The organism is Escherichia sp. WS547 (assembly GCF_046486065.1).
GTDB classification, from domain to species: Bacteria; Pseudomonadota; Gammaproteobacteria; order Enterobacterales; family Enterobacteriaceae; genus Escherichia; species Escherichia coli.
This window is the reverse complement of record NZ_JBJQMA010000001.1, coordinates 139,931-164,661: the sequence shown is the minus strand read 5'-3', so window position 1 is coordinate 164,661 and position 24,731 is coordinate 139,931. Positions and strand designations below refer to the sequence as shown.

At 50.6% G+C, this 24,731-nt stretch carries 22 protein-coding genes and 1 pseudogene; 12 read left to right on the top strand and 11 right to left on the bottom strand.

The features are described from left to right. Nucleotides 1-1,140 carry a UDP-4-amino-4-deoxy-L-arabinose aminotransferase gene (arnB, locus tag ACJHWK_RS00695; protein ID WP_024166496.1) on the bottom strand — a complete coding sequence of 380 codons (1,140 nt, stop codon included), beginning with the start codon at nucleotides 1,138-1,140 and terminating at the stop codon, nucleotides 1-3. Nucleotides 1,141-1,447: 307 nt separating this feature from the next. Between arnB and ais the strand changes: the two genes are divergently transcribed. Then, nucleotides 1,448-2,050, top strand: a complete 603-nt coding sequence (gene ais, locus ACJHWK_RS00690) for a lipopolysaccharide core heptose(II)-phosphate phosphatase Ais (protein WP_001306469.1) — start codon at nucleotides 1,448-1,450, stop codon at nucleotides 2,048-2,050. Nucleotides 2,051-2,088: 38 nt separating this feature from the next. On the opposite strand, the gene nudI is transcribed toward ais, so the two are convergent. Next, nucleotides 2,089-2,514 (bottom strand): nucleoside triphosphatase NudI, encoded by a 426-nt coding sequence (nudI, locus tag ACJHWK_RS00685; RefSeq protein WP_001303598.1) that lies wholly within the window; start codon nucleotides 2,512-2,514, stop codon nucleotides 2,089-2,091. Nucleotides 2,515-2,791: 277 nt separating this feature from the next. Between nudI and ACJHWK_RS00680 the strand changes: the two genes are divergently transcribed. The 6 genes from ACJHWK_RS00680 to yfaU all read left to right on the top strand — a co-directional run bounded on the left by ACJHWK_RS00680 (nucleotide 2,792) and on the right by yfaU (nucleotide 9,024). Continuing rightward, nucleotides 2,792-3,334 carry a YfaZ family outer membrane protein gene (locus tag ACJHWK_RS00680; RefSeq protein ID WP_000717009.1) on the top strand — a complete coding sequence of 181 codons (543 nt, stop codon included), beginning with the start codon at nucleotides 2,792-2,794 and terminating at the stop codon, nucleotides 3,332-3,334. A 99-nt stretch (nucleotides 3,335-3,433) separates the two neighbouring features. Beyond that, nucleotides 3,434-4,636, top strand: coding sequence for a nicotinamide mononucleotide deamidase-related protein YfaY (locus ACJHWK_RS00675; RefSeq protein WP_000921656.1), 1,203 nt, complete (start codon nucleotides 3,434-3,436; stop codon nucleotides 4,634-4,636). A 219-nt stretch (nucleotides 4,637-4,855) separates the two neighbouring features. Continuing rightward, nucleotides 4,856-5,638, top strand: a complete 783-nt coding sequence (locus tag ACJHWK_RS00670) for an IclR family transcriptional regulator (RefSeq protein ID WP_170886228.1) — start codon at nucleotides 4,856-4,858, stop codon at nucleotides 5,636-5,638. Between the two features lie 14 nt (nucleotides 5,639-5,652). Then, complete coding sequence (rhmD, locus tag ACJHWK_RS00665; protein ID WP_001520901.1) at nucleotides 5,653-6,858, top strand: L-rhamnonate dehydratase; 1,206 nt, start codon at nucleotides 5,653-5,655, stop codon at nucleotides 6,856-6,858. Nucleotides 6,859-6,914: 56 nt separating this feature from the next. Beyond that, on the top strand, nucleotides 6,915-8,204 hold the full coding sequence (locus ACJHWK_RS00660) for an MFS transporter (protein ID WP_001328560.1): 1,290 nt from the start codon (nucleotides 6,915-6,917) through the stop codon (nucleotides 8,202-8,204). Nucleotides 8,205-8,220: 16 nt separating this feature from the next. Next, nucleotides 8,221-9,024: a 2-keto-3-deoxy-L-rhamnonate aldolase gene (gene yfaU, locus ACJHWK_RS00655; RefSeq protein WP_000992991.1), complete on the top strand. Its 804-nt coding sequence runs from the start codon at nucleotides 8,221-8,223 to the stop codon at nucleotides 9,022-9,024. Between the two features lie 40 nt (nucleotides 9,025-9,064). Here yfaU and ACJHWK_RS00650 read toward each other — a convergent pair. The 5 genes and pseudogenes from ACJHWK_RS00650 to glpA all read right to left on the bottom strand — a co-directional run. Then, nucleotides 9,065-9,250 (bottom strand): annotated as a pseudogene (locus ACJHWK_RS00650) (hypothetical protein); the annotation flags it as partial. Beyond that, nucleotides 9,251-10,210 (bottom strand): ISNCY family transposase, encoded by a 960-nt coding sequence (locus tag ACJHWK_RS00645; protein WP_000140566.1) that lies wholly within the window; start codon nucleotides 10,208-10,210, stop codon nucleotides 9,251-9,253. Nucleotides 10,211-10,402: 192 nt separating this feature from the next. Continuing rightward, complete coding sequence (gene glpC / locus ACJHWK_RS00640; RefSeq protein ID WP_001000377.1) at nucleotides 10,403-11,593, bottom strand: anaerobic glycerol-3-phosphate dehydrogenase subunit GlpC; 1,191 nt, start codon at nucleotides 11,591-11,593, stop codon at nucleotides 10,403-10,405. Next, nucleotides 11,590-12,849 carry a glycerol-3-phosphate dehydrogenase subunit GlpB gene (gene glpB / locus ACJHWK_RS00635; protein ID WP_001520894.1) on the bottom strand — a complete coding sequence of 420 codons (1,260 nt, stop codon included), beginning with the start codon at nucleotides 12,847-12,849 and terminating at the stop codon, nucleotides 11,590-11,592. Before glpB ends, glpC begins: the two co-directional genes overlap by 4 nt. Continuing rightward, the gene (glpA, locus tag ACJHWK_RS00630) at nucleotides 12,839-14,467 is read right to left on the bottom strand and encodes an anaerobic glycerol-3-phosphate dehydrogenase subunit A (RefSeq protein ID WP_001520893.1); all 1,629 of its coding nucleotides are present in this window, start codon (nucleotides 14,465-14,467) and stop codon (nucleotides 12,839-12,841) included. Before glpA ends, glpB begins: the two co-directional genes overlap by 11 nt. Nucleotides 14,468-14,739: 272 nt before the next feature. On the opposite strand from glpA, the gene glpT reads away from it, so the two are divergent. Next, nucleotides 14,740-16,098 carry a glycerol-3-phosphate transporter gene (gene glpT, locus ACJHWK_RS00625; RefSeq protein WP_000948724.1) on the top strand — a complete coding sequence of 453 codons (1,359 nt, stop codon included), beginning with the start codon at nucleotides 14,740-14,742 and terminating at the stop codon, nucleotides 16,096-16,098. Nucleotides 16,099-16,102: 4 nt separating this feature from the next. After that, nucleotides 16,103-17,179, top strand: coding sequence for a glycerophosphodiester phosphodiesterase (glpQ, locus tag ACJHWK_RS00620; RefSeq protein ID WP_000779071.1), 1,077 nt, complete (start codon nucleotides 16,103-16,105; stop codon nucleotides 17,177-17,179). Nucleotides 17,180-17,220: 41 nt separating this feature from the next. Here the strand turns inward: glpQ and ACJHWK_RS00615 are convergent, their stop codons facing one another. Then, a complete protein-coding gene (locus tag ACJHWK_RS00615; protein WP_020233897.1) occupies nucleotides 17,221-18,099 on the bottom strand; it encodes a LysR family transcriptional regulator in 879 nt (292 codons plus the stop codon). Nucleotides 18,100-18,250: 151 nt separating this feature from the next. Between ACJHWK_RS00615 and ACJHWK_RS00610 the strand changes: the two genes are divergently transcribed. After that, nucleotides 18,251-19,441 (top strand): MFS transporter, encoded by a 1,191-nt coding sequence (locus tag ACJHWK_RS00610; protein WP_001520889.1) that lies wholly within the window; start codon nucleotides 18,251-18,253, stop codon nucleotides 19,439-19,441. 80 nt (nucleotides 19,442-19,521) lie between these two features. Next, complete coding sequence (gene inaA, locus ACJHWK_RS00605; RefSeq protein ID WP_000301032.1) at nucleotides 19,522-20,172, top strand: lipopolysaccharide kinase InaA; 651 nt, start codon at nucleotides 19,522-19,524, stop codon at nucleotides 20,170-20,172. A 53-nt stretch (nucleotides 20,173-20,225) separates the two neighbouring features. Here inaA and yfaE read toward each other — a convergent pair whose 3' ends face one another. The 3 genes from yfaE to nrdA all read right to left on the bottom strand — a co-directional run bounded on the left by yfaE (nucleotide 20,226) and on the right by nrdA (nucleotide 24,041). Continuing rightward, nucleotides 20,226-20,480: a ferredoxin-like diferric-tyrosyl radical cofactor maintenance protein YfaE gene (gene yfaE, locus ACJHWK_RS00600; RefSeq protein WP_000101256.1), complete on the bottom strand. Its 255-nt coding sequence runs from the start codon at nucleotides 20,478-20,480 to the stop codon at nucleotides 20,226-20,228. Beyond that, entirely contained in the window at nucleotides 20,480-21,610 is a 1,131-nt protein-coding gene (gene nrdB, locus ACJHWK_RS00595) for a class Ia ribonucleoside-diphosphate reductase subunit beta (protein ID WP_000332037.1), read from the bottom strand. The genes yfaE and nrdB overlap by 1 nt, the downstream gene beginning before the upstream one ends. A gap of 145 nt (nucleotides 21,611-21,755) precedes the next feature. Next, complete coding sequence (gene nrdA / locus ACJHWK_RS00590) at nucleotides 21,756-24,041, bottom strand: class 1a ribonucleoside-diphosphate reductase subunit alpha (RefSeq protein ID WP_001075170.1); 2,286 nt, start codon at nucleotides 24,039-24,041, stop codon at nucleotides 21,756-21,758. A gap of 127 nt (nucleotides 24,042-24,168) precedes the next feature. Between nrdA and ypaB the strand changes: the two genes are divergently transcribed. Then, nucleotides 24,169-24,312: a protein YpaB gene (gene ypaB / locus ACJHWK_RS00585; protein ID WP_001300064.1), complete on the top strand. Its 144-nt coding sequence runs from the start codon at nucleotides 24,169-24,171 to the stop codon at nucleotides 24,310-24,312. The last annotated feature ends 419 nt before the right edge of the window (nucleotides 24,313-24,731 follow it).

Here is a 24,731-nt window from a genome sequence, read left to right as displayed (position 1 = left end):
TTATTGTCCTGCGAGTTGCTGAAGGGCTGTGATGACGCGGTCGGCATCGGCGGTGGTCATATCCGGGAACAGCGGCAACGAACAGATGCGTTCGCTATTCCATTCGGTATTCGGTAACGACAGCGTGGGAAAACGCTCGCGATAATATTTTTGTGTGTGAGCGGCGCGGAAATGTAACCCGGTACCAATGCCTCTTTCTTTTAACGCTTCCATCAACGCATCGCGACTGATACCACAACGTTGTTCATTGACACGAATAATAAACAGATGCCAGGCGTGAACGTGCGGCCAGGCGGGAAGGCTTAATGGCTGAAAGGGGAGAGCTGCCAGTGCTTGCTGATATTGCAGAGCAATTTCGCGCCGACGGGTGTTGAGGTGCTCTAATTTGGCTAACTGGGTCAGGGCAATCGCGGCGTTAATATCGGTCAGATTATACTTATAGCCCGGCGTTAAGACTTCAGCTTGCGGTGCACGGCCCCAGGTTTGTCTGTCATAGGCATCGACACCCAGACCGTGAAATTTTAGCATCCGTAGCTGGCGGGCAAGGTTTTCATTATCTGTAACAATCAGGCCACCTTCCGCACAGGTAATATTTTTGATGGCGTGAAAAGAAAAAATAGCGGTACCTTTTGCGCCAATATGTCGGCCTTTGTAATACGTACCGACGGCATGGGCAGCATCTTCGATAACTGCGATGCCGTAACGTTCGCCAATGGCGCGAATGGCGTCAATATCTGCTGGCGCACCGGCATAATGCACCGGAATGATGGCTTTAGTGCGTGGCGTAATGGCTGACTCGATCGCTTCAGGCGTGACCATCAGCGTATCGTGGTCGACATCCACCATTACCGGCGTTGCACCCAACAAGGAAATCATATTGAGGGTTGAAACCCAGGTCAGGGAAGGCGTAATCACTTCATCGCCCTTGCCAATTTCCAACGCCATTAGCGTGATATGCATTCCGGCGGTGGCTGAACTGACCGCGATGGCATGCTGATTTCCCGTCAACTGGCAAAAGGCTTGTTCAAGCGCCTGATTCTTCGGACCGGTTGTGATCCAACCGGATTCGAGAACCTCTTTAACTGCAGCGAGTTCCTCCACGCCCATTGCTGGTCGCGAAAAAGGCAAAAATTCTGACATTGCTTTTCCTTCCGCCATTGAATACCTGTCCACTTATATTTGCTATAAAGAGTGTTGTGTATATTTTGCCATTTGGAGCAAAATTTTAAGGATAGAATATTAACTTAACCTTAAGAAACTAATATTAGACGTAAATATTGAAATTTTTATATTTTTTCTTATTTAGGCTTTGCATTTGGCAAAATTTTGAGGCATTTTGCCGGCATCGCAGGATTTTTAATATTACACCAACTGCTAATTATCGCCAGAAATGTCGCTCAATTTCACGGTAATTGTCTGGTTGCGCTTGTCTATAGGTGGAGTTTACGTGTTAGCTTTTTGCCGCTCTTCGTTGAAGTCAAAAAAATATTTCATCATTTTACTGGCGCTCGCTGCAATTGCCGGACTGGGTACTCATGCCGCCTGGAGTAGCAATGGTTTGCCACGTATCGACAATAAAACGCTGGCCAGACTGGCACAGCAGCATCCGGTTGTCGTTTTGTTTCGCCATGCTGAACGTTGCGATCGTTCAACCAACCAATGCTTGTCAGATAAAACAGGTATTACGGTTAAAGGTACCCAGGATGCCCGTGAACTGGGCAACGCTTTTAGTGCTGATATCCCTGATTTCGATCTTTATTCCAGTAATACCGTCCGGACCATTCAGTCGGCGACCTGGTTTTCAGCGGGTAAAAAGCTGACGGTAGATAAACGACTTCTTCAGTGCGGTAATGAGATTTATAGTGCAATTAAGGACTTACAAAGCAAAGCGCCTGATAAAAATATCGTTATTTTCACCCATAATCATTGCCTGACATATATTGCTAAAGATAAGCGTGATGCGACATTTAAACCTGATTATCTGGATGGTTTAGTCATGCATGTGGAAAAAGGCAAAGTTTATCTGGATGGGGAATTCGTTAACCACTAAATTTTCAATCTGACAGCCAGTAATGGCTGTCATCATTGTTACAGAAGACCTTTCAAACGTAACGTTTTTCGGGTGGCGACATTCAAATCATAGTGCGCCAGATCTTCAGGTTTTACCCACGCGTAGTCCTGAAACTCTTCGTTTATTTTCACTTCTCGGTTGGCAGAAACGCAGTCAAAAATCAGGTAAATCATATAAATCTCTTCCTTGCGACCATCTGCATACGTCTTGGTGCGAATATCATCGCTGAAGGTCCACGGCGTGATTTCTGTCAAAAGCAGCTGTTCTCCCAGTTCTTCGCGAATTTCGCGGCGTAGTGCCTCTTCAATTCGTTCGCCAGGCTCTACGCCGCCACCCGAAAGCGCCCATTGACCGGGGAAAACGCCGCGATCGTCGGCCATTTTACACAGCAAATAAGCACCATCATTTTGAATCAAAGGGCATACAATAGTCCGTTGTCGCACAGGGGTATTCCTTATAAATAAAAAGAAACCATGAGAATACGGTAACTCAGAAATATGTGAAAGTGACAGTAATCTCTTTTGCGATGATAACGGCACTTATTATTATTTTTGTGTGTATCGATAAAGTATGTTTATTTTTTCGGCGTTTAATTATTTAAGAAGTATTTAGTTACAATAAGTGACTAGATCCCTTTTTTCGCTCATTGAATCCTCTGTGCCAGGCAGTACAATCCCGCAGCTTTGGGAATTTTGATTTATTGCTTGTGGGAGAGGGGAAATGAAAAAAATTGCGCTAGCAGGTCTGGCCGGAATGCTGTTGGTTTCTGCATCGGTCAATGCAATGAGCATCAGCGGCCAGGCGGGTAAAGAATACACCAATATTGGTGTCGGTTTTGGGACTGAATCAACGGGCCTGGCGTTAAGCGGTAACTGGACACATAACGACGACGACGGTGACGTCGCGGGCGTGGGGCTGGGGTTGAATCTACCTCTCGGGCCGTTAATGGCGACCGTTGGCGGAAAAGGCGTTTACACCAACCCGAATTACGGCGATGAAGGTTATGCCGCAGCGGTAGGAGGTGGTTTGCAGTGGAAAATTGGCAACAGCTTCCGTCTGTTTGGCGAGTATTACTACTCTCCGGATTCGCTCTCCAGCGGTATTCAAAGTTATGAGGAAGCGAATGCTGGCGCGCGTTACACCATTATGCGTCCAGTCAGCATTGAGGCGGGTTATCGCTACCTGAACCTTTCTGGTAAAGACGGTAACCGCGACAACGCAGTGGCTGACGGCCCGTATGTTGGGGTTAACGCCAGTTTCTGATCCCTTCCGGCGCGGCATTCTGCCGCGCCATTCAGTTTCTTACTACGCCTTATCTCCCTTTGCGTTATAGTGATTCGATAACAAAAGCAGGAGATAACCATGTTAAAAGTGGAAATGTTATCCACCGGGGATGAAGTGTTACACGGGCAAATCGTTGACACTAACGCTGCCTGGCTGGCCGATTTTTTCTTTCATCAGGGGTTGCCTTTAACTCGCCGCAATACGGTGGGGGATAACCTTGATGACTTAGTCACCATTCTTCGCGAACGTAGTCAGCACGCCGATGTGCTGATCGTTAACGGCGGGCTGGGGCCGACCAGTGATGATTTAAGCGCACTCGCCGCTGCGACAGCAAAAGGTGAAGGCCTGGTGTTGCATGAAGCCTGGCTCAAAGAGATGGAACGCTATTTCCACGAACGTGGACGAGTAATGGCACCGAGCAACCGTAAACAAGCGGAGCTACCTGCCAGTGCTGAATTTATCAATAACCCGGTAGGCACCGCCTGTGGTTTTGCCGTGCAGCTTAATCGTTGCCTGATGTTCTTTACCCCCGGCGTACCGTCAGAATTTAAGGTGATGGTCGAGCACGAAATCCTGCCGCGCCTGCGCGAGCGTTTTTCTTTACCGCAGCCGCCGGTTTGCCTGCGTTTGACTACCTTTGGTCGTTCGGAAAGCGATCTGGCACAAAGCCTGGACACTCTACAATTGCCGCCGGGCGTAACAATGGGCTATCGCTCTTCTATGCCGATTATCGAACTGAAACTCACCGGACCGGCAAGCGAGCAACAGGCTATGGAAAAACTGTGGCTGGACGTTAAACGTGTTGCCGGACAGAGCGTGATTTTCGAAGGCACCGAAGGACTGCCCGCGCAGATCAGTCGCGAATTGCAAAACCGCCAGTTCAGCCTGACGTTGAGCGAGCAATTCACCAGCGGTTTATTGGCTTTGCAACTTTCTCGCGCAGGTGCTCCATTGCTGGCGTGTGAAGTGGTTCCTTCACAGGAAGAAACCCTGGCGCAAACTGCGCACTGGATTACAGAACGGCGGGCCAACCATTTTGCCGGGCTGGCACTGGCTGTTTCGGGTTTCGAGAACGAGCATCTCAACTTTGCGCTAGCCACGCCAGATGGCACTTTCGCTCTGCGTGTACGTTTCAGCACTACACGCTACAGCCTGGCTATCCGTCAGGAAGTGTGCGCAATGATGGCACTGAATATGCTGCGCCGTTGGTTAAACGGTCAGGACATCGCCAGTGAGCATGGCTGGATTGAGGTTGTTGAGTCCATGACTTTATCTGTCTGATTCCGCCACTCTGTGCCGGTTTACTGCACCGGCACATTCCCCCTCCGGCGAAATTTGTCCAACCTGTTGTACTCAATAAGAAAAAATCCGTGCGCTGATTCACAAATTTGTGCGTAATTTCTCCAGTCCGCTGGACGAGGAGTGGGATTTGATGCGCTTCACAATTTTACTCCCCCTGAGCAACGAGACTGATTCCAGTATCTAAGACTGGAGTCCAGTATGTTGGAATCAAGCAAAGTTCCCGCCCTGACACGGGCTATTGATATTCTCAATTTGATTGCCCGCATTGGCCCCTGTAGTGCTGCGACGATCATTGACACATTGGGGATCCCTAAAAGCACGGCCTATTTGCTGCTTAATGAACTCAGGCGTCAGCGTTTTCTTAGCCTTGATCACCAGGAAAATTTTTGTTTGTGGACCAAGCTGGTGGAGCTTTCCGGTCATGCGTTAAGCAAGATGGATCTCCGGGAACTGGCTCGACCGCGTTTGACGCAACTGATGGATACCACCGGGCTGTTATGTCACCTGGAGATTATTGATAACGGCAGCGCTTATTACATTTTGAAAGTGGAGTCATCAGCCACTATCAGCGTGCGTTCCCATGAAGGAAAAAGCCTTTCGCTTTATCGCTCCGGAATAGGTAAATGCCTGCTTGCCTGGCAACCTGCAGCTGTACAGCAAAGTATTATCGAAGGGCTGGTCTGGGAGCAGGCGACACCCACAACGATTACTCATCCACAGCAACTTCACGAAGAACTGGCGCGTATTCGCCGTCAGGGCTGGAGTTATGACAACGGCGAAGATTATGCCGATGTCCGTTGTGTCGCTGCGCCGGTGTTTAACGCCAATAACGAGCTTACCGCTGCGATTTCGGTGGTCGGTACCCGCTTACAAATCAATGAAGAATACCGTGATTATCTGGCGGGCAAGGCCATTGCCTGCGCCAGGGATATTTCACGTCTGTTGGGATGGAAAAGTCCCTTTGACTTACAGGCCTCATAACAATGGAGAACATCATGACCCTACCAAAAATCAAACAGGTTCGCGCCTGGTTTACTGGCGGTGCGACAGCAGAAAAAGGCGCTGGCGGCGGTGATTATCACGACCAGGGGGCAAATCACTGGATTGATGATCATATTGCCACCCCGATGAGTAAATACCGCGAATACGAGCAGTCCCGCCAGTCATTTGGCATTAACGTTCTTGGCACGTTGATTGTTGAAGTTGAAGCAGAAAACGGCCAGACCGGATTCGCTGTTTCGACAGCCGGTGAAATGGGCTGTTTTATTGTCGAAAAACATCTTAACCGTTTCATTGAGGGTAAATGCGTCAGTGATATCAAACTGATCCACGATCAAATGCTCAATGCCACCCTGTATTACTCCGGCTCTGGTGGCCTGGTGATGAATACGATTTCCTGTGTCGATCTGGCTCTGTGGGATCTGTTCGGCAAAGTGGTCGGGCTTCCGGTTTATAAACTTTTAGGCGGCGCAGTTCGTGATGAGATTCAGTTCTACGCTACAGGCGCGCGCCCGGATCTGGCAAAAGAGATGGGCTTTATCGGTGGCAAAATGCCGACGCACTGGGGGCCACATGATGGCGATGCGGGGATCCGCAAAGATGCCGCTATGGTCGCGGATATGCGTGAAAAATGCGGTGAGGATTTCTGGTTAATGCTCGACTGCTGGATGAGTCAGGACGTGAACTATGCCACCAAGCTGGCCCACGCTTGCGCGCCCTATAACCTGAAATGGATCGAAGAGTGCCTGCCGCCACAGCAGTATGAAGGTTATCGCGAACTGAAACGCAACGCGCCAGTCGGAATGATGGTCACCAGCGGTGAGCATCACGGCACACTGCAATCTTTCCGTACGCTTTCAGAAACCGGTATCGACATTATGCAGCCGGATGTTGGCTGGTGCGGTGGCTTAACCACGCTGGTGGAAATTGCCGCAATCGCCAAATCCAGAGGGCAACTGGTGGTGCCGCACGGTTCGTCTGTTTACTCTCACCATGCGGTGATCACCTTCACCAATACGCCATTCAGCGAATTCCTGATGACCAGCCCGGATTGTTCAACGATGCGTCCGCAATTTGATCCGATTCTGCTTAATGAGCCGGTTCCGGTGAATGGTCGTATTCATAAATCAGTGCTTGATAAACCTGGTTTCGGCGTCGAACTCAATCGTGACTGCAAATTGAAACGCCCCTACAGCCACTAATCACTCCGGGCGTTGCTGTGACAACGGTAATGCCCACATATTCTAAGGAGCTTTTTATGAGCACCGCTTTGCTTGATGCCGTGGTGAAGAAAAACCGTGCGCGTTTAATTCCGTTTATGTTGGCGCTGTATGTGCTGGCGTTTCTCGACCGTTCGAATATCGGTTTTGCCAAACAAACCTACCAGATTGATACCGGGCTGAGTAATGAAGCTTATGCGCTGGGAGCAGGCATTTTCTTTGTGGTATACGCGTTTCTGGGTGTTCCGGCGAATCTTTTGATGCGCAAACTGGGGGCAAGAACCTGGATTGGCACGACAACACTGCTGTGGGGATTTCTTTCGGCAGCCATGGCATGGGCCGATACTGAAGCGAAATTTCTGATCGTTCGCACTCTGCTTGGTGCTGCGGAGGCCGGGTTTTTCCCTGGTATGATTTATCTCACCTCGCAATGGTTTCCGCAGCGTAATCGCGCCAGCATCATGGGGCTGTTCTATATGGGCGCACCGCTGGCGTTAACACTGGGATCACCGCTTTCCGGCGCGCTGCTGGAGATGCATGGATTTATGGGGCATCCCGGCTGGTTCTGGATGTTTGTGATTGAAGGATTGCTGGCAGTCGGCGCTGGGGTATTCACATTCTTTTGGCTTGATGACACACCGGAGCAGGCACGTTTTCTGAGTAAACAAGAAAAAAAATTGCTTATCAATCAACTGGCAAGTGAAGAACAACAGAAAGTGACTTCTCGACTGAGCGATGCGCTGCGTAATGGGCGAGTCTGGCAACTGGCGATTATCTACCTGACCATTCAGGTGGCGGTTTACGGATTAATTTTCTTCCTGCCGACGCAAGTTGCTGCATTGTTGGGGACAAAAGTGGGCTTTACGGCGTCGGTGGTCACCGCCATTCCGTGGGTCGCGGCATTGTTTGGGACCTGGCTTATTCCGCGCTATTCCGATAAAACCGGCGAACGGCGTAATGTCGCGGCGCTGACATTACTGGCGGCGGGCATTGGTATTGGTCTGTCCGGGCTGCTTTCTCCAGTAATGGCGATCGTAGCGCTGTGTGTTGCAGCCATCGGGTTTATTGCCGTGCAGCCGGTGTTCTGGACGATGCCGACACAACTGCTTTCCGGTACGGCGCTGGCTGCGGGGATTGGTTTTGTAAACCTGTTTGGTGCAGTGGGCGGGTTTATTGCCCCGATCCTGCGCGTGAAAGCAGAAACGTTATTTGCCAGCGATGCGGCGGGATTACTGACGCTGGCAGCGGTGGCGGTCATCGGTTCGCTGATTATTTTCACTCTGCGTGTAAATCGCACTGTTGCGCAGACCGACGTGGCACATCATTAATAGGTTAAGGAACACGATGAACGCATTATTAACCAATCCCTTTAAAGAACGTTTACGCAAGGGCGAAGTGCAAATTGGTCTGTGGTTAAGCTCGACTACTTCTTATATGGCAGAAATTGCCGCCACTTCCGGTTATGACTGGTTACTGATTGACGGGGAGCACGCGCCAAACACCATTCAGGATCTTTATCACCAGCTACAGGCGGTAGCGCCCTATGCCAGCCAACCCGTGATCCGTCCGGTGGAAGGCAGTAAGTCGCTGATTAAACAAGTCCTGGATATTGGCGCGCAAACTCTACTGATCCCGATGGTCGATACTGCCGATCAGGCACGTCAGGTGGTGTCTGCCACGCGCTATCCTCCCTACGGTGAGCGTGGTGTCGGGGCCAGTGTGGCACGGGCTGCGCGCTGGGGACGCATTGAGAATTACATGGCGCAAGTCAACGATTCGCTTTGTCTGTTGGTGCAGGTGGAAAGTAAAACAGCACTGGATAACCTGGACGAAATCCTCGACGTCGAAGGGATTGACGGCGTGTTTATTGGACCTGCGGATCTTTCTGCCTCGTTGGGCTACCCGGATAACGCCGGGCACCCGGAAGTGCAGCGAATTATTGAAACCAGTATTCGGCGGATCCGTGCTGCGGGTAAAGCGGCTGGTTTTCTGGCTGTGGCTCCTGATATGGCGCAGCAATGCCTGGCGTGGGGAGCGAACTTTGTCGCTGTTGGCGTTGACACGATGCTCTACAGCGATGCCCTGGATCAACGACTGGCGATGTTTAAATCAGGCAAAAATGGGCCACGCATAAAAGGTAATTATTGATATCAAAGGCCCATGGGGATCGGCTGTGGGCCTGTGTTAATTAGTGGTTATTCGCTGCCAGATCGGCTTCGCTTAGCTGGGTGGCTGCGAGCACCAGGTCACGATCAATGCCCTGTACCAGCATGCGCAAAGCAATTTTAATGGCTTGTTTACGCATACCTTCCTGCCAGCCAATTTGGTGTCCTTCCTGCCGTAGCCGTTCAGCAATAGTCATTAATCTCTCCTTTTAATAACAGTTCGGAATATCAGCATCAGTGAGTTGGGTTGTCGCCAGCACAATCTCACGTTCAAAGCCCTGTTCCAGCATGCGCAAGGCAATTTTAATGGCTTGTTCATGCATACCTTCTACTTTGCCTTTCTGCAAACCCTCCAATTTCCCCTCCTGCCAACCTTCAATTTTACCTTCCTGCCAGCCAATTTGATGTCCTTCCTGCCGTAGCCGTTCAGCAATAGTCATTAATCTCTCCTTTTGTAGTGGTGAACGTTCGGCAATCTCCTCAATAAAACGGGTGAAACGGGAGGTATCGCCGCATTGCAGCAGATAATTAAACAGCGTTTGTAGCTGGCTGTCATTAGTGAAGCCTCTAACCAAAAGCGTGGTGATCCTGTCGACCATACCGATTAAATCGCGGTCGCGAATATGCTTTTGAATCAGTTCAAGCAGAGCTATACGCCGATGTTGCATAATCTCATCGTCAGGTACGATGGTGATATCCACCAACGGAAAAGCTTCGGTGTACAACTGCCGGGCAAGTTGCGGATCGTCAAACTCATCCAGCCAGTTGAGTGAGTACGGGTAGGGCGAGGTTTCGCCATGATAAAACAGCAATGGCACCACCAGCGGAACTCTGTCATAGCCTTTATCCAGGTGACGCTGCATGGCGGCAGTGGCATAGCGCATTAGCCGAAAAGCCATATTCTTTTCTGCAGAGCTTTGATGTTCAATCACGCAGTAGATATAACCGTCACCGTCGCTGGTTTCCACGGACCACAAAACATCCGAGTAGTAAGCGCGTAAACTTTTTTCAATAAAACTGGTGGGTTCCAGGCGTAAGGTTTGCAGGTTGCAAAGCTTGCGCAGCGGCTCTGGTAGATGTATTTCCAGAAAATCCCGTGCGGTTTCGGGTGTGAACATAAAGGTTTTAAACACCGCATCATGCGGGGAGGAGGTTGTTGATTCGGTCATGGTTGTCCGTCACCTGATATTTATGATGACGCGACATTACGGTTATCCCAGGCCTTTGACATCTGCCAGTTTTAGCCTTTGCGAGACGTTTTCAGAGGAATTTTCACTGCGTTGCAACGCATACATTGGGCACGGAATCGTGTACGCAAAAATGCCCGGTAACAACATGCTTACCGGGCATCAGAAAGGAGTTTAAGCCAGCGCCTGGGCCAGCAGCGTAATCGGATGTTCGCAGCGAAGACTTGTGGACATCTCAATCTGCCATTTGCAGGTTTCGCAGTCGGTAACCACCAGATCTGCGCCGCTTTCTTCTATCTGACGGAACAGTGGTGCGCCGATGGCTTGTGAGGTGGGGTAGTTCTCTTTTTTGAAACCGTAAGTACCTGCAATACCGCAGCACTGGGAATCCAGCACCGTTAACTCAAGTCCCGGGATTTTACGCAACAGCTCTAGGGTGTAGAGCGTCCAGCCCATTTTTTCCATATGGCACGGAGTGTGATAAACCACTTTCAGCGGCAGCGGTTTCAGCGGTAACGTTTTGCCTTCGTCCAGCTTGCGCCACAGCCAGCGGGTCGCCAGTTCGATGTGATCGCGCAAGCCTTTGTTGTCGACATTCAGCACTTCTGGGTATTCGTCGCGCAGGGCAAATGTACAGGTTGAGGAGGTGGCAATCACCGGAATGCCTTTTACTCCCACTGCTTCGCGGATCGACTCTACATTTGTGATTGCCTGTTTACGTGCTTTATCGGTAAAGCCGTTGGCGATCAGCGGTACGCCGCAGCATTTTTCTTTGCTGAGCAGTTGTACACCGGTACCCATTGCGTTGAGCACTTTAATTAAATCTTTGCCTAACTGCGGATGGTTGTAGTTAACGAAGCAGCCGTGAAAGAAAGCCACCTGGTCTTTATACTGCGCTTGCTGGGCTGCCACGCTGCGATACCAGCGACGGAACGTGCCGAAGGAGTATTTCGGTAGCGTGCGGCGATGATCGATTTTTAACGCCGCATCAAGCAGCTGCCGCACTGGTTTCAGCGAGGTAGCGGTATTGACGATTGGTGCGAACGGCGTGGAAACGCTACCCATCAGGTCGGTATGACTCAACACAAAATTGCGCAGCGACGGGCGTGTGGTGTCATATTTCGCGCGCGCGCGCTGGATGATATCGCCAATCTTCACATCGGACGGGCAGGCGACTTCACAACGTTTGCAGTTGATGCAATATTTCAGTGCCTCGTCATACAGTGCGCCATCTTTCAAACGCAGACGCTCGCCATCCGGCCCGGCTTGTTTTGGCCCCGGATATCCCGGATTCACCCGGCTCACCGGGCAGGCGGTGGTGCAGACGGTGCACTTAATGCAGTTTTCGAAGCTGGTGTCGTTCATTGTTGACCTCCTGCGCGTTGGGCAATCTGTTGAGCGGCATGTAAAGCACTGACGGCACAAACACCGCCGCCGCATCCCTGGGCGATGGGATCAAATCCGCCCAGCACCGAACCGATGGCAAACAGGTTCTCAATGGTTTGCTCTGCCTGCGACGGGCGTAGTGCCTCATCAGTGGTTACACCGAACTGCTGCCACGGTTGCGGTGCAAAAAAATCGCCCTTATACCATTCACCCCGCGTGGAGGTTTGTAGCACATCAAGGCCGAGAATCGGCTCGCGAATGCCGTCACGTTCTGCCACCAGTCCGCCGCTAAAGAAACTGCCGCTCGCAAGCACCGCAAATCGTGGGCGCAGCGGGATATCGGTGTGATTGCGCGTCCAGATTTCATTCACTACGCCATTTTTACAGGTCACTTTTTTCACTTCATCGCCTGGCATCCACACGCCACCCTGGCGCACAAACTGGCGCTGTAACTGGTTTTGCAGACGAATGCCCAGCACGGAAGGCGGCAGCGTTGGCAAAAGCATCAGTGAACAAGGTAGTTTTTCATTCAACCAACGCCACAGTTTGTCATCGGCCAGGCCGAAGCAGGCGGGCATCAGGATCATTTCGCAGGTATTGGCGACAGGAATAAGCGCATCAAGTAACAGCGGCCAGTTTTCTTCATTATCAAGGAAACGGGCGATATTCACCGCGCGAAACTCGGTGGCGTTGTTGCGCAGCACATCCAGTTCCGGCAATTCAATTTCTGCGGTTTCAACGGCAAGGTCGAGTTCGCGCAACGAAGCCGCCGCAAGATGCGCCTGAAAATCCATCAGACCGCTAATTCCTACTACACATATTTTCTTCGCGGGCAGCGGCCAGACGGGGACTTCTGGCGCACTTAGCCAGGTTGAGCGCAGAGTGCCGAGTGGCGTAACCCGCTGGTGAGCCAGTTCTACGCTGCCCTGCAATTGTGCACCGCTTTCAGCGATTAATGCCTGCGCCTGGCAAGCGAGATCGAGTACGCGTTGTGGCCCGAGAAGAGTGTAAGGATGGGCAGGTGCCTGCTGACGCAAAGATTCCAGTCCACTGTGAATGTCTGTCACCGGTTGACCATCCGGCAGATGGCTCAGCAAATCCAGCGAACCGGATGAGAAATGCAGCGCGCTTTGACCACGAGTGACAATGGCACAGCGCAGGCCGTGTTTTTGCAGTTGCAGGCCACAGAGTAATCCGGCGAGGCCGCCGCCCATAATGACAGTATCAAAGCGCATCTTTCTGCTCCTTCTCCAGACCACACAGTCCCTGATAAACCCAGCGGGTAAATTCGCTTTCGCGCAGTGCGTCTCCCCATGCTATGGGTTGCACGCCTTTCCAGCGTTCGTTAAGGAAGGTGGAAAGTTGCTCGATAGATTGCGCGGACGTCGTGACGTTAAACCGTTGCAGCAGTCCGGCAGCCCGGCAGGCGCAGAGTTCGCCCTGGCAGGTACCCATCCCTACACGGGTACGACGGCGTAAATCCAGCAGGCTGTTAACGTTTAAATTTTCTACTGCGTACTGCACTTCACCCGCAGTTACCGCTTCGCACTCACATACCAGGCTGCGGTGCAGGCGGCCTTCGCTCAGCCAGGCTGGTGTGCGATCGCCGTGCCGGTAAACTGCGGAACCGCGCAGCGGAGCGGGCAGGGAGATCACTTTGCGCAGCGTGACTTCTGCCGGTTCCTGTGAGCCAGGCAACGGCGTGTCGGCAGTGGTACAGGGGCGCGTGTTGCCCAGCTTGCGACACACCGCGTCAGTAGCCCATTCCGCCATCAGGCGGTAGGTCATCAGTTTGCCACCGGTGATGGTGATAAACCCGTCCAGACCATCGCGTTCAGCATGATCGAGCAGCACGATGCCACGGCTGACGTTACGTCCGCTTGGATCGTCATCGCTGGCAACCAGCGGACGCACGCCAGAGTAAGCCCGCAAAATACGCGTTTTCGCCATCACGGGGGCCAGTTTTTCCCCTTCACGCAGCAGAATATCAACTTCTTCTGCCGTCACTCGATTATCGTCAATCTCGCTGTAATCAATACGTAAAGAGGTGGTGCCAATCAGCGAAATGGTATCGCCAGGCACCAGAATATCGGCGTCGGAAGGTTTGCGGCAGCGGTTGATCACATGCTGATTAATGCGGTGATCCATGATCAGCAGCGATCCTTTCGCCGGGAACATGCGAATGCGCAGATCGGCATATTCCGCAATATGTTGCCCCCAGATCCCGGCGGCATTAACCACGACAGGCGCATGAAGTGCCTGGGTTTCGCCGGTGAGGTGGTTACGTACATGAACGCCGCACACCGTCGCGCCTTCACGAATGAGTCCCGTGACTTCATGAGCAGTAAGGATAACCGCACCGTGTTCTTTGGCATCAAGCATATTTGCTGCGGTCAGACGAAATGGATCAACGGTGCCATCCGGAACTTTCACCGCGCCAATCAGTGCCGGGTTAACGGCAGGTTCGATAATGCGCGCTTGCTGCGGGTCTATAGCTTCTGCGCTGATCCCTGCTTCTTCGCAGGCGCGGATAAAAGTGGCCTGGAAGGAGAGGTCATCTTCCGGCAGGGTGATAAACAGGCCGTTGGTCGGTTCAACGCAGTGACGTGCAATGCGTTTCAGGATCTGGTTTTCACTAATACATTCGCGGGCCGATTCCGCATCGGTTACCGCATAGCGCGCACCGCTGTGCAGCAGGCCGTGGTTACGCCCGGTGGCACCGGTTGCGATGTCGTGGCGCTCAACCAAAATCACGCGCAGCCCGCGCAGGGCACAGTCGCGGGCAATTCCGGCTCCCGTTGCACCGCCGCCAATGATAATCACGTCACTTGATTGCGAGTCGCGAGTTTTCATTGTTATCCCTCTGAAGTTCGTTTTTTACCATTTAGCCATAGTAAAAACATGAATTGTTTGATTTCGCGCATATTCGCTCATAATTCGAAAGTGAAACGTGATTTCATGCGTCATTATGAACATTTAACCCATCGTATTTAATAATGTGTGCGGTAATTCACATTTAATTTATGAATGTTTTCTTAACATCGCGGCAACTCAAGAAACGGCAGGTTCTCCCACTGAATCAGGCTGTTAATCATAAATAAGACCACGGGCCACGGAGGCTATCAATGTTGAGTATTTTTAAACCAGCGCCACACAAAGCGCGCTTACCTGCCGCGGAGATCGATCCGACTTATCGTCGATTGCGCTGGCAAATTTTCCTGGGGATATTCTTTGGTTATGCTGCTTACTATTTGGTTCGTAAGAACTTTGCCCTCGCTATGCCTTATCTGGTCGAGCAGGGCTTCTCACGCGGTGATTTAGGTTTTGCCCTTTCGGGGATCTCGATTGCTTATGGATTTTCGAAATTCATCATGGGCTCGGTGTCAGATCGCTCGAATCCACGCGTTTTCCTGCCCGCAGGTTTGATTCTGGCGGCGGCAGTGATGTTGTTTATGGGCTTTGTGCCGTGGGCGACGTCGAGCATCGCGGTGATGTTTGTACTGTTGTTCCTCTGCGGTTGGTTCCAGGGGATGGGGTGGCCGCCGTGTGGTCGTACTATGGTGCACTGGTGGTCGCAGAAAGAACGTGGCGGCATTGTGTCAGTGTGGAACTGTGCACACAACGTCGGTGGTGGTATTCCGCCGCTGCTGTTCCTGCTGGGGATGGCCTGGTTCAATGACTGGCACGCGGCGCTCTATATGCCCGCTTTCTGCGCCATTCTGGTGGCACTGTTCGCCTTTGCGATGATGCGCGATACCCCGCAATCTTGTGGCCTGCCGCCGATCGAAGAGTACAAAAATGATTATCCGGACGACTATAACGAAAAAGCGGAACAGGAGCTGACGGCGAAGCAAATCTTCATGCAGTACGTGCTGCCGAACAAACTGCTGTGGTACATCGCTATCGCCAACGTGTTCGTTTATCTGCTGCGTTACGGCATCCTCGACTGGTCACCGACTTATCTGAAAGAGGTGAAACACTTCGCGCTGGATAAATCCTCCTGGGCCTACTTCTTCTATGAGTATGCGGGCATTCCGGGCACCCTGCTGTGCGGCTGGATGTCGGATAAAGTCTTCCGTGGCAACCGTGGGGCCACCGGCGTCTTCTTTATGACACTGGTGACCATCGCGACTATCGTTTACTGGATGAACCCGGCAGGTAACCCAACCGTAGATATGATTTGTATGATTGTTATCGGCTTCCTGATCTACGGCCCTGTGATGCTGATCGGTCTGCATGCGCTGGAACTGGCACCGAAAAAAGCGGCAGGTACGGCAGCGGGCTTTACCGGACTGTTTGGTTACCTGGGCGGTTCGGTGGCGGCGAGCGCGATTGTTGGCTACACCGTGGACTTCTTCGGCTGGGATGGCGGCTTTATGGTAATGATTGGCGGCAGCATTCTCGCGGTTATCTTGTTGATTGTTGTGATGATTGGCGAAAAACGTCGCCATCAGGAATTACTGCAAAAACGCAACGGAGGCTAATGGCATGAAATTGACGCTAAAAAACCTTAGCATGGCGATCATGATGAGTGGAATGATCATGGGAAGCAGTGCAATGGCGGCGGATAGCAACGAAAAAATAGTCATCGCCCATCGCGGTGCCAGTGGATATTTGCCGGAGCATACGCTGCCAGCAAAAGCGATGGCGTATGCGCAGGGAGCGGATTATCTGGAACAGGATTTGGTGATGACGAAGGACGACCATCTGGTTGTCCTGCATGACCATTATCTCGATCGTGTTACTGATGTTGCCGATCGTTTCCCGGATCGGGCGCGCAAAGACGGTCGTTACTACGCGATAGATTTCACGCTCGATGAAATTAAGTCGCTGAAATTTACCGAAGGTTTCGATATTGAAAACGGTAAGAAAGTACAGACTTATCCGGGGCGTTTCCCGATGGGTAAATCTGACTTCCGGGTACACACTTTCGAAGAAGAGATTGAATTTGTTCAGGGGTTAAATCACTCTACCGGGAAAAATATCGGTATCTATCCAGAAATTAAAGCGCCGTGGTTCCATCATCAGGAAGGGAAGGATATTGCGGCTAAAACGCTGGAAGTGCTGAAGAAATATGGTTACAGCGGTAAGGACGACAAAGTTTATTTGCAATGTTTTGATGCCGATGAACTGAAGCGTATTAAGAATGAGCTGGAACCTAAAATGGGCATGGACCTCAATCTGGTACAGCTGATTGCCTATACCGACTGGAACGAAACTCAGCAGAAACAGCCGGACGGAAGCTGGGTTAATTACAACTACGACTGGATGTTTAAGCCGGGGGCCATGAAACAGGTGGCGGAATATGCTGATGGTATTGGTCCGGATTATCATATGTTGATTGAGGAGACATCGCAGCCAGGTAATATCAAACTCACTGGCATGGTGCAAGATGCTCAGCAGAATAAACTGGTAGTGCATCCTTACACCGTGCGGTCAGATAAGCTGCCTGAATACACTACTGATGTGAATCAGTTATATGATGCTCTGTATAACAAAGCGGGTGTAAATGGGCTGTTTACTGATTTCCCTGATAAGGCAGTAAAATTCCTTAATAAAGAGTAATGCTATTGCAGGATGGCGTTCATGCGCCATCCTGTCTCACATCAAATTTTTCCAATCTCCACTAATTGTTCCGTGCACATTTGCAGTAAAAACAGTGGACTGCCTTCTACCGGCTTTTCTTTAGCCAGCAACGAAATCTGTCGATAGAAGTTTGGTTCGAGAGGAACGGAACACAATTCATCTGCAATGGTTTTCAGCGTTAACTCTGGTAATAAGGCGATGCCTAATCCCTGTCGAATAAAACTGATCGCTGTATCCGGGTGATTAAATTCATATTTTATCTGTGGGGTAATATTCTTTTCTTTAAATAGTGCCATAATGCTTAATTCATAGCGTCCTTTACTAATAATTAATGGTTCACCCATTAACTCTTCCACTGTAATAGTGCTGTTTTTTGCCAGAGCATGGTTGGGCGGTAACACTACGGTGAATTTATCCTGATAAATGGGCACGGAGTACATTCCGCTCACCGGAAAATGAACAAAACCGGCATCAATGGATTCATTCTGAAGGGAATCAATAATCGCTGTGCTATTTTCCTCAAAAGGAATAATTTTTATATTCGGATGATGAATTTCAAAGTAGCGAATCACAGCCGGTAAGATACAGGCGCAGACGCTGGGGAAACAACCAAGTCTCAGCGTTCTTTGAGGGTTCTGCTTTTCCTGCTCGGCTATCTCTTTTACTGCGTTCACTTCCCGATTAATGGCGCGCAGATGATGCACAATGCGATGACCTGCTGCGGTCAGTTGTATAGCTTTACGGCGATCGCGTAACAGTATACTCACGCCAAGTTCTTGTTCGAGGGCAGCAATTGCCTGACTTACCGCCGACTGCGTCATGAACAATCGCTTGCTGGCTTCAGTAAAGCCACCGTAATCCAGCACGGCGAGTAAAGAATTTATTTGAGTAAGAGTCATTAGAGTTTGCTAATCAATAATATTAAAACGATTAATTTCTCTAATAGCGTGCCGCCATTTATACTTCTGTTCTGCAAAGTACATCACAATTTGACGCAACCGCAGTAACGGGAGTGTTGTCTGCGTGCGTCATCCTGACAGGCGGTAGGGTATGAAAGAGAAGTTATGGACGAAGGATTTTTGGGCAATAACCATCATCAGCTTTATTATTTTCTTCGTCTTTTATGTTTTACTAACATTGTTGCCAATTTATATCTCAGACCGCTTGCATGCCTCTCCTGATAAAGCAGGTTTGTTGGTGACTTTATTTTTAATTGCCGCCATTGTTATTCGCCCCTTTGCCGGGCAATGGGTAGGTAAATATTCGAATAAAACTATTCTGGGGCTCTCTTCTCTGGCCTTTTTGGTGGTCACTGCGCTGTATCCTTTTTGCCACTCAATTGAATCACTGCTTTTTATTCGGGTGCTTCATGGTATTACCTTCGGGGTTATCACTACGGTAAAAGGAACGATTTCCGCGCGGCTGATCCCGGCCTCCCGACGTGGGGAGGGCATCAGTTTTTTTTCTCTGGCAATGGGGCTGGCAATGGTGGTCGGGCCGTGGATTGGTCTGAATATGGCGCGCTGGGAAGGCTTTAATCTGGCTTTCTGGCTATGCACCGGCGTGGCAGCGGTGGGGATTATTCTGTCGCTGATTATGACAGTGCCGCCGGTTATCAGCCATGCTGATGGTTCAACGCCGAAAATGGGCTTCGCCGCCATGTTCGATCGCGCGGCGTTGCCATTTGCGATGGTCACCTTTTTTATGACCTTTTCGTATGCCGGGGTTTCTGCTTTTCTGGCGCTTTATGCACGCGAACTTAACCTGATGTCGGCAGCCAGTAATTTCCTGCTTTGCTACGCTATCTTCCTGATGATTTGCCGTACCTTTACCGGCAATGTCTGCGACAAAAAAGGACCGAAATATGTGGTTTACCCTTGCCTTGTGTTCTTTACGGTAGGACTGGTGGTTCTCGGCTACACCCAGGGAAGCATAATGATGGTTGTTTCTGGCGCATTGATTGGTATCGGGTATGGTTCCGTGACGCCAGTTTTTCAGACGCAGATTATCAGTTCAGTGGAACCGCATAAAATCGGTGTCGCAAACTCCCTCTTCTTCAATGCGATGGATGCAGGCCTGGCGCTGGGAGCCTGTGTGATGGGGATGATGGTTGCACATACTGGCTACCGAATGATTTATCTGCTGGGTGCACTATTAGTGGTAGTGGCTGGCGGAGTCTATGCGCTGCAAATGAAGGGTAAAAGCGGTGTCGCGCTAGTAGTGGCAAAAGAAATTCATTAATACGACACGTTTCATTAAGATTTTTCGCAGGTAACCACCTATAGTCATTGTCGTAAATAAAAAATGACAGGCGATAGGGTATGGCAGTTTCAGCAAAGCACGACGAATTTAATCACTGGTGGGCAACAGAGGGCGACTGGGTTGAAGAGCCTAACTATCGCCGTAATGGTATGAGCGGGGTGCAATGCGTCGAGCGCAACGGCAAAAAGCTATATGTAAAGCGCATGACGCATCATCTGTTTCATTCCGTACGTTATCCGTTCGGCCGACCAACGATTGTCCGTGAGGTTGCGGTAATTAAAGAACTGGAGCGGGCTGGTGTCATCGTGCCGAAGATTGTTTTTGGTGAAGCGGTGAAAATTGAGGGGGAATGGCGCGCGTTGCTGGTGACTGAAGATATGGCGGGGTTCATCAGCATTGCTGACTGGTATGCCCGGCATGCAGTAACGCCCTATTCTGACGAAGTACGGCAAGCCATGTTGAAAGCAGTGGCGCTGGCGTTTAAGAAAATGCATAGCGTTAATCGTCAGCATGGCTGTTGCTATGTTCGCCATATCTATGTGAAAACAGAAGGTAAGGCAGAAGCTGGATTTCTTGATCTGGAGAAAAGTCGTCGCCGCTTGCGTCGCGATAAAGCGATTAATCATGACTTCCGCCAGCTGGAAAAATATCTGGAGCCGATCCCCAAAGCGGACTGGGAGCAGGTGAAAGCGTATTACTACGCCATGTAATCGTTGTAGGCCAGATAATACGCGTAAGCGTCGTATCTGGCGCTAGTACCCGATCACAACTCGATTTCAATATCGCCTTTTGCCCGGCAACAACAAGGCAAAATTTCCCCCGGCTGAATAAAGGCTAACGGTTCGGCAATCCAGTCCACCTGGCCTGCAACAAGGCGCGTGCGACAGGAACCGCAGTAACCTTCGCGGCACTGGTACTCAACCGCCACATTGTGGGATTCCAGCGCCGCCAGAAGGGAAGGGTGTTCATCCTGGCACAGCAGTTGTGTGCCAGTGATGCGCAGGGTAATGCGAGCCATCAGAGCTGGAAGTTACTCAAATCGTCGGTGTCCACTTCCGAGTCAATCTGCCCGACCAGATAAGAACTGACTTCCACTTCCTGCGGAGCAACCTGCACGTTATCAGACACCAGCCAGGTATTGATCCACGGGATCGGGTTGGAGCGAGTCTGGAACGGCAGATCCAAACCGACTGCCTGCATGCGGATATTGGTGATGTATTCAACGTACTGGCAGAGAATGTCTTTATTCAGACCAATCATCGAACCGTCACGGAACAGATAATCCGCCCAGTCTTTCTCTTGCTGTGCCGCCTGGACAAACAGGTCATAGCATTCCTGCTTACATTCTTCGGCAATTTCCGCCATCTCCGGATCATCCGCGCCGCTGCGCAGCAGATTCAGCATATGCTGAGTACCGGTCAGGTGCAGGGCTTCATCGCGGGCAATCAGGCGAATAATTTTGGCGTTACCTTCCATCAGTTCGCGTTCTGCAAAGGCAAAGGAACAAGCAAAGCTGACGTAGAAGCGGATCGCTTCCAGCGCGTTAACGCTCATCAGGCAGAGATACAGTTTTTTCTTCAGCTCGCGCAGGCTAACGGTTACGGTTTTACCGTTAACGGTGTGGGTACCTTCGCCCAGCAGATGCCAGTAGCTGGTCATTTCGATCAGCTCATCGTAATAACTGGAGATCCCTTCCGCACGTTTCTGGATCTGCTCGTTGGTGACGATATCATCAAACACAACGGACGGATCGTTAACGATATTACGAATGATATGGGTATAAGAACGAGAGTGAATGGTTTCTGAGAACGCCCAGGTTTCGACCCAGGTTTCCAGTTCAGGGATCGAGATCAGCGGCAGCAGTGCCACGTTCGGGCTGCGACCCTGAATGGAGTCCAGCAGCGTCTGATATTTCAGGTTGCTGATAAAGATGTGTTTTTCGTGTTCAGGCAGTGCCTGGTAATCGATACGGTCACGAGAAACGTCAACTTCTTCCGGACGCCAGAAGAAAGAGAGCTGCTTTTCGATCAGCTTTTCGAAGATGTCATATTTTTGCTGATCGTAGCGAGCCACGTTGACCGGCTGACCAAAGAACATCGGTTCTTTCAGCTGATCATTTTTCGTCTGTGAAAAGGTGGTATATGCCATGAATGTGTCCTGTTGGGAGTTTAATGCCGGATAAGGCATTTTACGCCGCATCCTGTGCCTGATGCGACGCTGGCGCGTCTTATCAGGCCTACAAACCGAGCCGTAGGCCGGATAAGGCGTTCACGCCGCATCCGGCATCTCAATATCAGATCTTACATGCGCCGCTTTCGCAGCCATCGTCCTGGATTGACGGTACCAGATCGTCCTGCGCGTCTTCAGCGCCGTCACGGGTGTTCTGATAATACAGCGTTTTGACCCCGAATTTGTAGGCGGTGAGCAGGTCTTTCAGCAGTTGCTGCATCGGCACTTTTCCTGACGGGAAGCGTGACGGATCGTAGTTGGTGTTAGCAGAGATCGACTGATCGATAAATTTCTGCATGATACCCACCAGTTGCAGATAGCCATCGTTACCCGGCATTTCCCACAGCAGTTCATAGGCGTCGTGCAGATGCTCGTAGTCCGGCACCACCTGGCGCAGAATACCGTCTTTCGACGCTTTGATGCTGACGTAACCACGCGGCGGTTCAATACCGTTAGTGGCGTTAGAGATCTGCGAAGAGGTCTCGGACGGCATCAGAGCAGAAAGCGTGGAGTTACGTAGACCGTGCGTTTTGATTGACTCACGCAGTGCTTCCCAGTCGTAATGCAGCGGCTCATTAGCGATGGCATCCAGATCTTTCTTATAGGTATCGATCGGCAGGATCCCTTTCGCGTAAGTGGTTTCGTTAAACCACGGGCACGCGCCTTGCTCTTTCGCCAGCTCATTAGAGGCTTTCAGCAGGTAATACTGAATGGCTTCGAAGGTTTTATGCGTCAGGTTGTTGGCGCTGCCGTCGGAGTAGCGTTTACCGTGCTTCGCCAGGTAGTAAGCGAAGTTGATCACACCAATACCCAGCGTACGACGACCCATCGCTCCACGTTTGGCGGCCGGGATCGGGTAATCCTGATAGTCCAGCAGCGCGTCGAGTGCGCGTACCGCCAGAATCGCCAGCTCTTCCAGTTCATCCAGGCTATTAATTGCGCCCAGGTTGAAAGCAGACAGCGTACACAGCGCGATTTCACCGTTCTCGTCGTTGACATCATTCAGCGGTTTGGTCGGCAGGGCGATTTCCAGGCACAGGTTAGACTGGCGCACTGGCGCGATGGCCGGATCAAACGGGCTATGGGTATTGCAGTGGTCAACGTTCTGAATATAGATACGACCGGTAGACGCACGTTCCTGCATCATCAGCGAGAACAGCTCAACGGCTTTCACACGCTGCTTGCGGATGCTGTCGTCTTTCTCATATTTGGTGTACAGGCGTTCAAACTCTTCCTGATCGGCGAAGAACGCGTCGTACAACCCCGGTACGTCGGATGGGCTGAACAGAGTGATATCTTCACCTTTCAGCAGACGGGTATACATCAGTTTGTTGATTTGTACCCCGTAGTCCATATGACGCACGCGGTTGCCTTCCACCCCACGGTTGTTTTTCAACACCAGCAGGCTTTCCACTTCCAGATGCCACATCGGGTAGAACAGCGTAGCCGCACCGCCACGCACACCGCCCTGAGAGCAGGATTTCACCGCTGTCTGGAAATGCTTATAGAACGGAATACAACCGGTATGGAACGCTTCGCCACCGCGAATCGGGCTACCCAGCGCACGAATACGCCCGGCATTGATGCCGATCCCGGCACGCTGGGAAACGTATTTAACAATCGCGCTGGAGGTGGCGTTAATGGAATCCAGGCTGTCACCGCACTCGATCAGTACGCAGGAGCTGAACTGACGAGTCGGGGTACGCACGCCGGACATGATTGGCGTCGGCAGCGAAATTTTAAATGTGGAAACCGCGTCGTAAAAACGCTTCACGTATTGTAGGCGCGTTTCACGCGGGTAGTTCGAGAACAGGCACGCGGCAACCAGAATATAAAGGAACTGGGCGCTTTCGTAGATTTCGCCGGTCACACGGTTCTGCACCAGATATTTGCCTTCCAGCTGCTTAACGGCAGCATAAGAGAAGGTCATATCACGGTCGTGATCGATAAACGTGTCCATCTGCTTGAACTCTTCTTCCGTGTAGTCTTCCAGCAGATGATTATCGTATTTGCCCATCTCGACCATTTTCACCACGTGGTCGTACAGCGCAGGCGGCTCAAACTGGCCGTAGGCTTTTTTACGCAGGTGGAAGATTGCCAGGCGCGCGGCGAGATACTGATAATCCGGCGCATCACGGGAGATCAGGTCTGCGGCAGCCTTGATAATGGTTTCGTGGATGTCAGAGGTCTTGATACCGTCATAAAACTGAATGTGGGAGCGCAGTTCGACCTGGGAAATCGAAACGTTATGCAGTCCTTCTGCCGCCCAATCCAGAACGCGATGGATTTTGTCGAGATTGATGCGCTCTGTGCTACCGTCGCGCTTTGTCACCAGCAGATTCTGATTCATGTATGTCGTACCTGTTTTTGGAATTCTTTCCGCAATAGTTTCGTGCAGACTACCTGTAGTACGGGAAGCTGCTTAGAACACTATATATAGGGGGTATGTTTGGGATTCACTGCAAGATAGTGTGAAAATGGCCCTCTTGCAAGTGCATAACTTTGTGGATAACTCAGGAAGGAAAAAGTGGCTTTCGCGCACCTTAGGTCAGACAAGGTGTCCGGGAAAGTCAATGGGAAGAGAAAAATTTGTTAAAAATAACTGTTCGGCGATTTCTTGAACGGCAGAATAGGTTGGATAAATTGATATAGATGGTTTATTAATCTTTTTGCTAATGATTGCAAAAATTGATCTAAGTACGAGTCATCACATAATCTGATGTATCAGTTGTGGTCAATATATAAGCGAATGTAAGCGATTGTTGATGTCGAAATGGTTGTTTTCTCTTCGGTTGTTGTTAAATGCGAAGCCATTTTGTTAATTTACCTTATATTATAAGAAAATTATTCATTACTTTAATTCAGTTTAAACATAACTGATATCCCTTAAGGTGATTAACTTGAATTATGACGCACTGATATTATTCATGAAATAATAACAAAATAGCCATTGCACCGGGTTGAACAATTTACAAAAGAAAAATAACCCATATCGTATAATGCGATTAAATATGCCGTCTTATAGAAAATGATGGTCAGA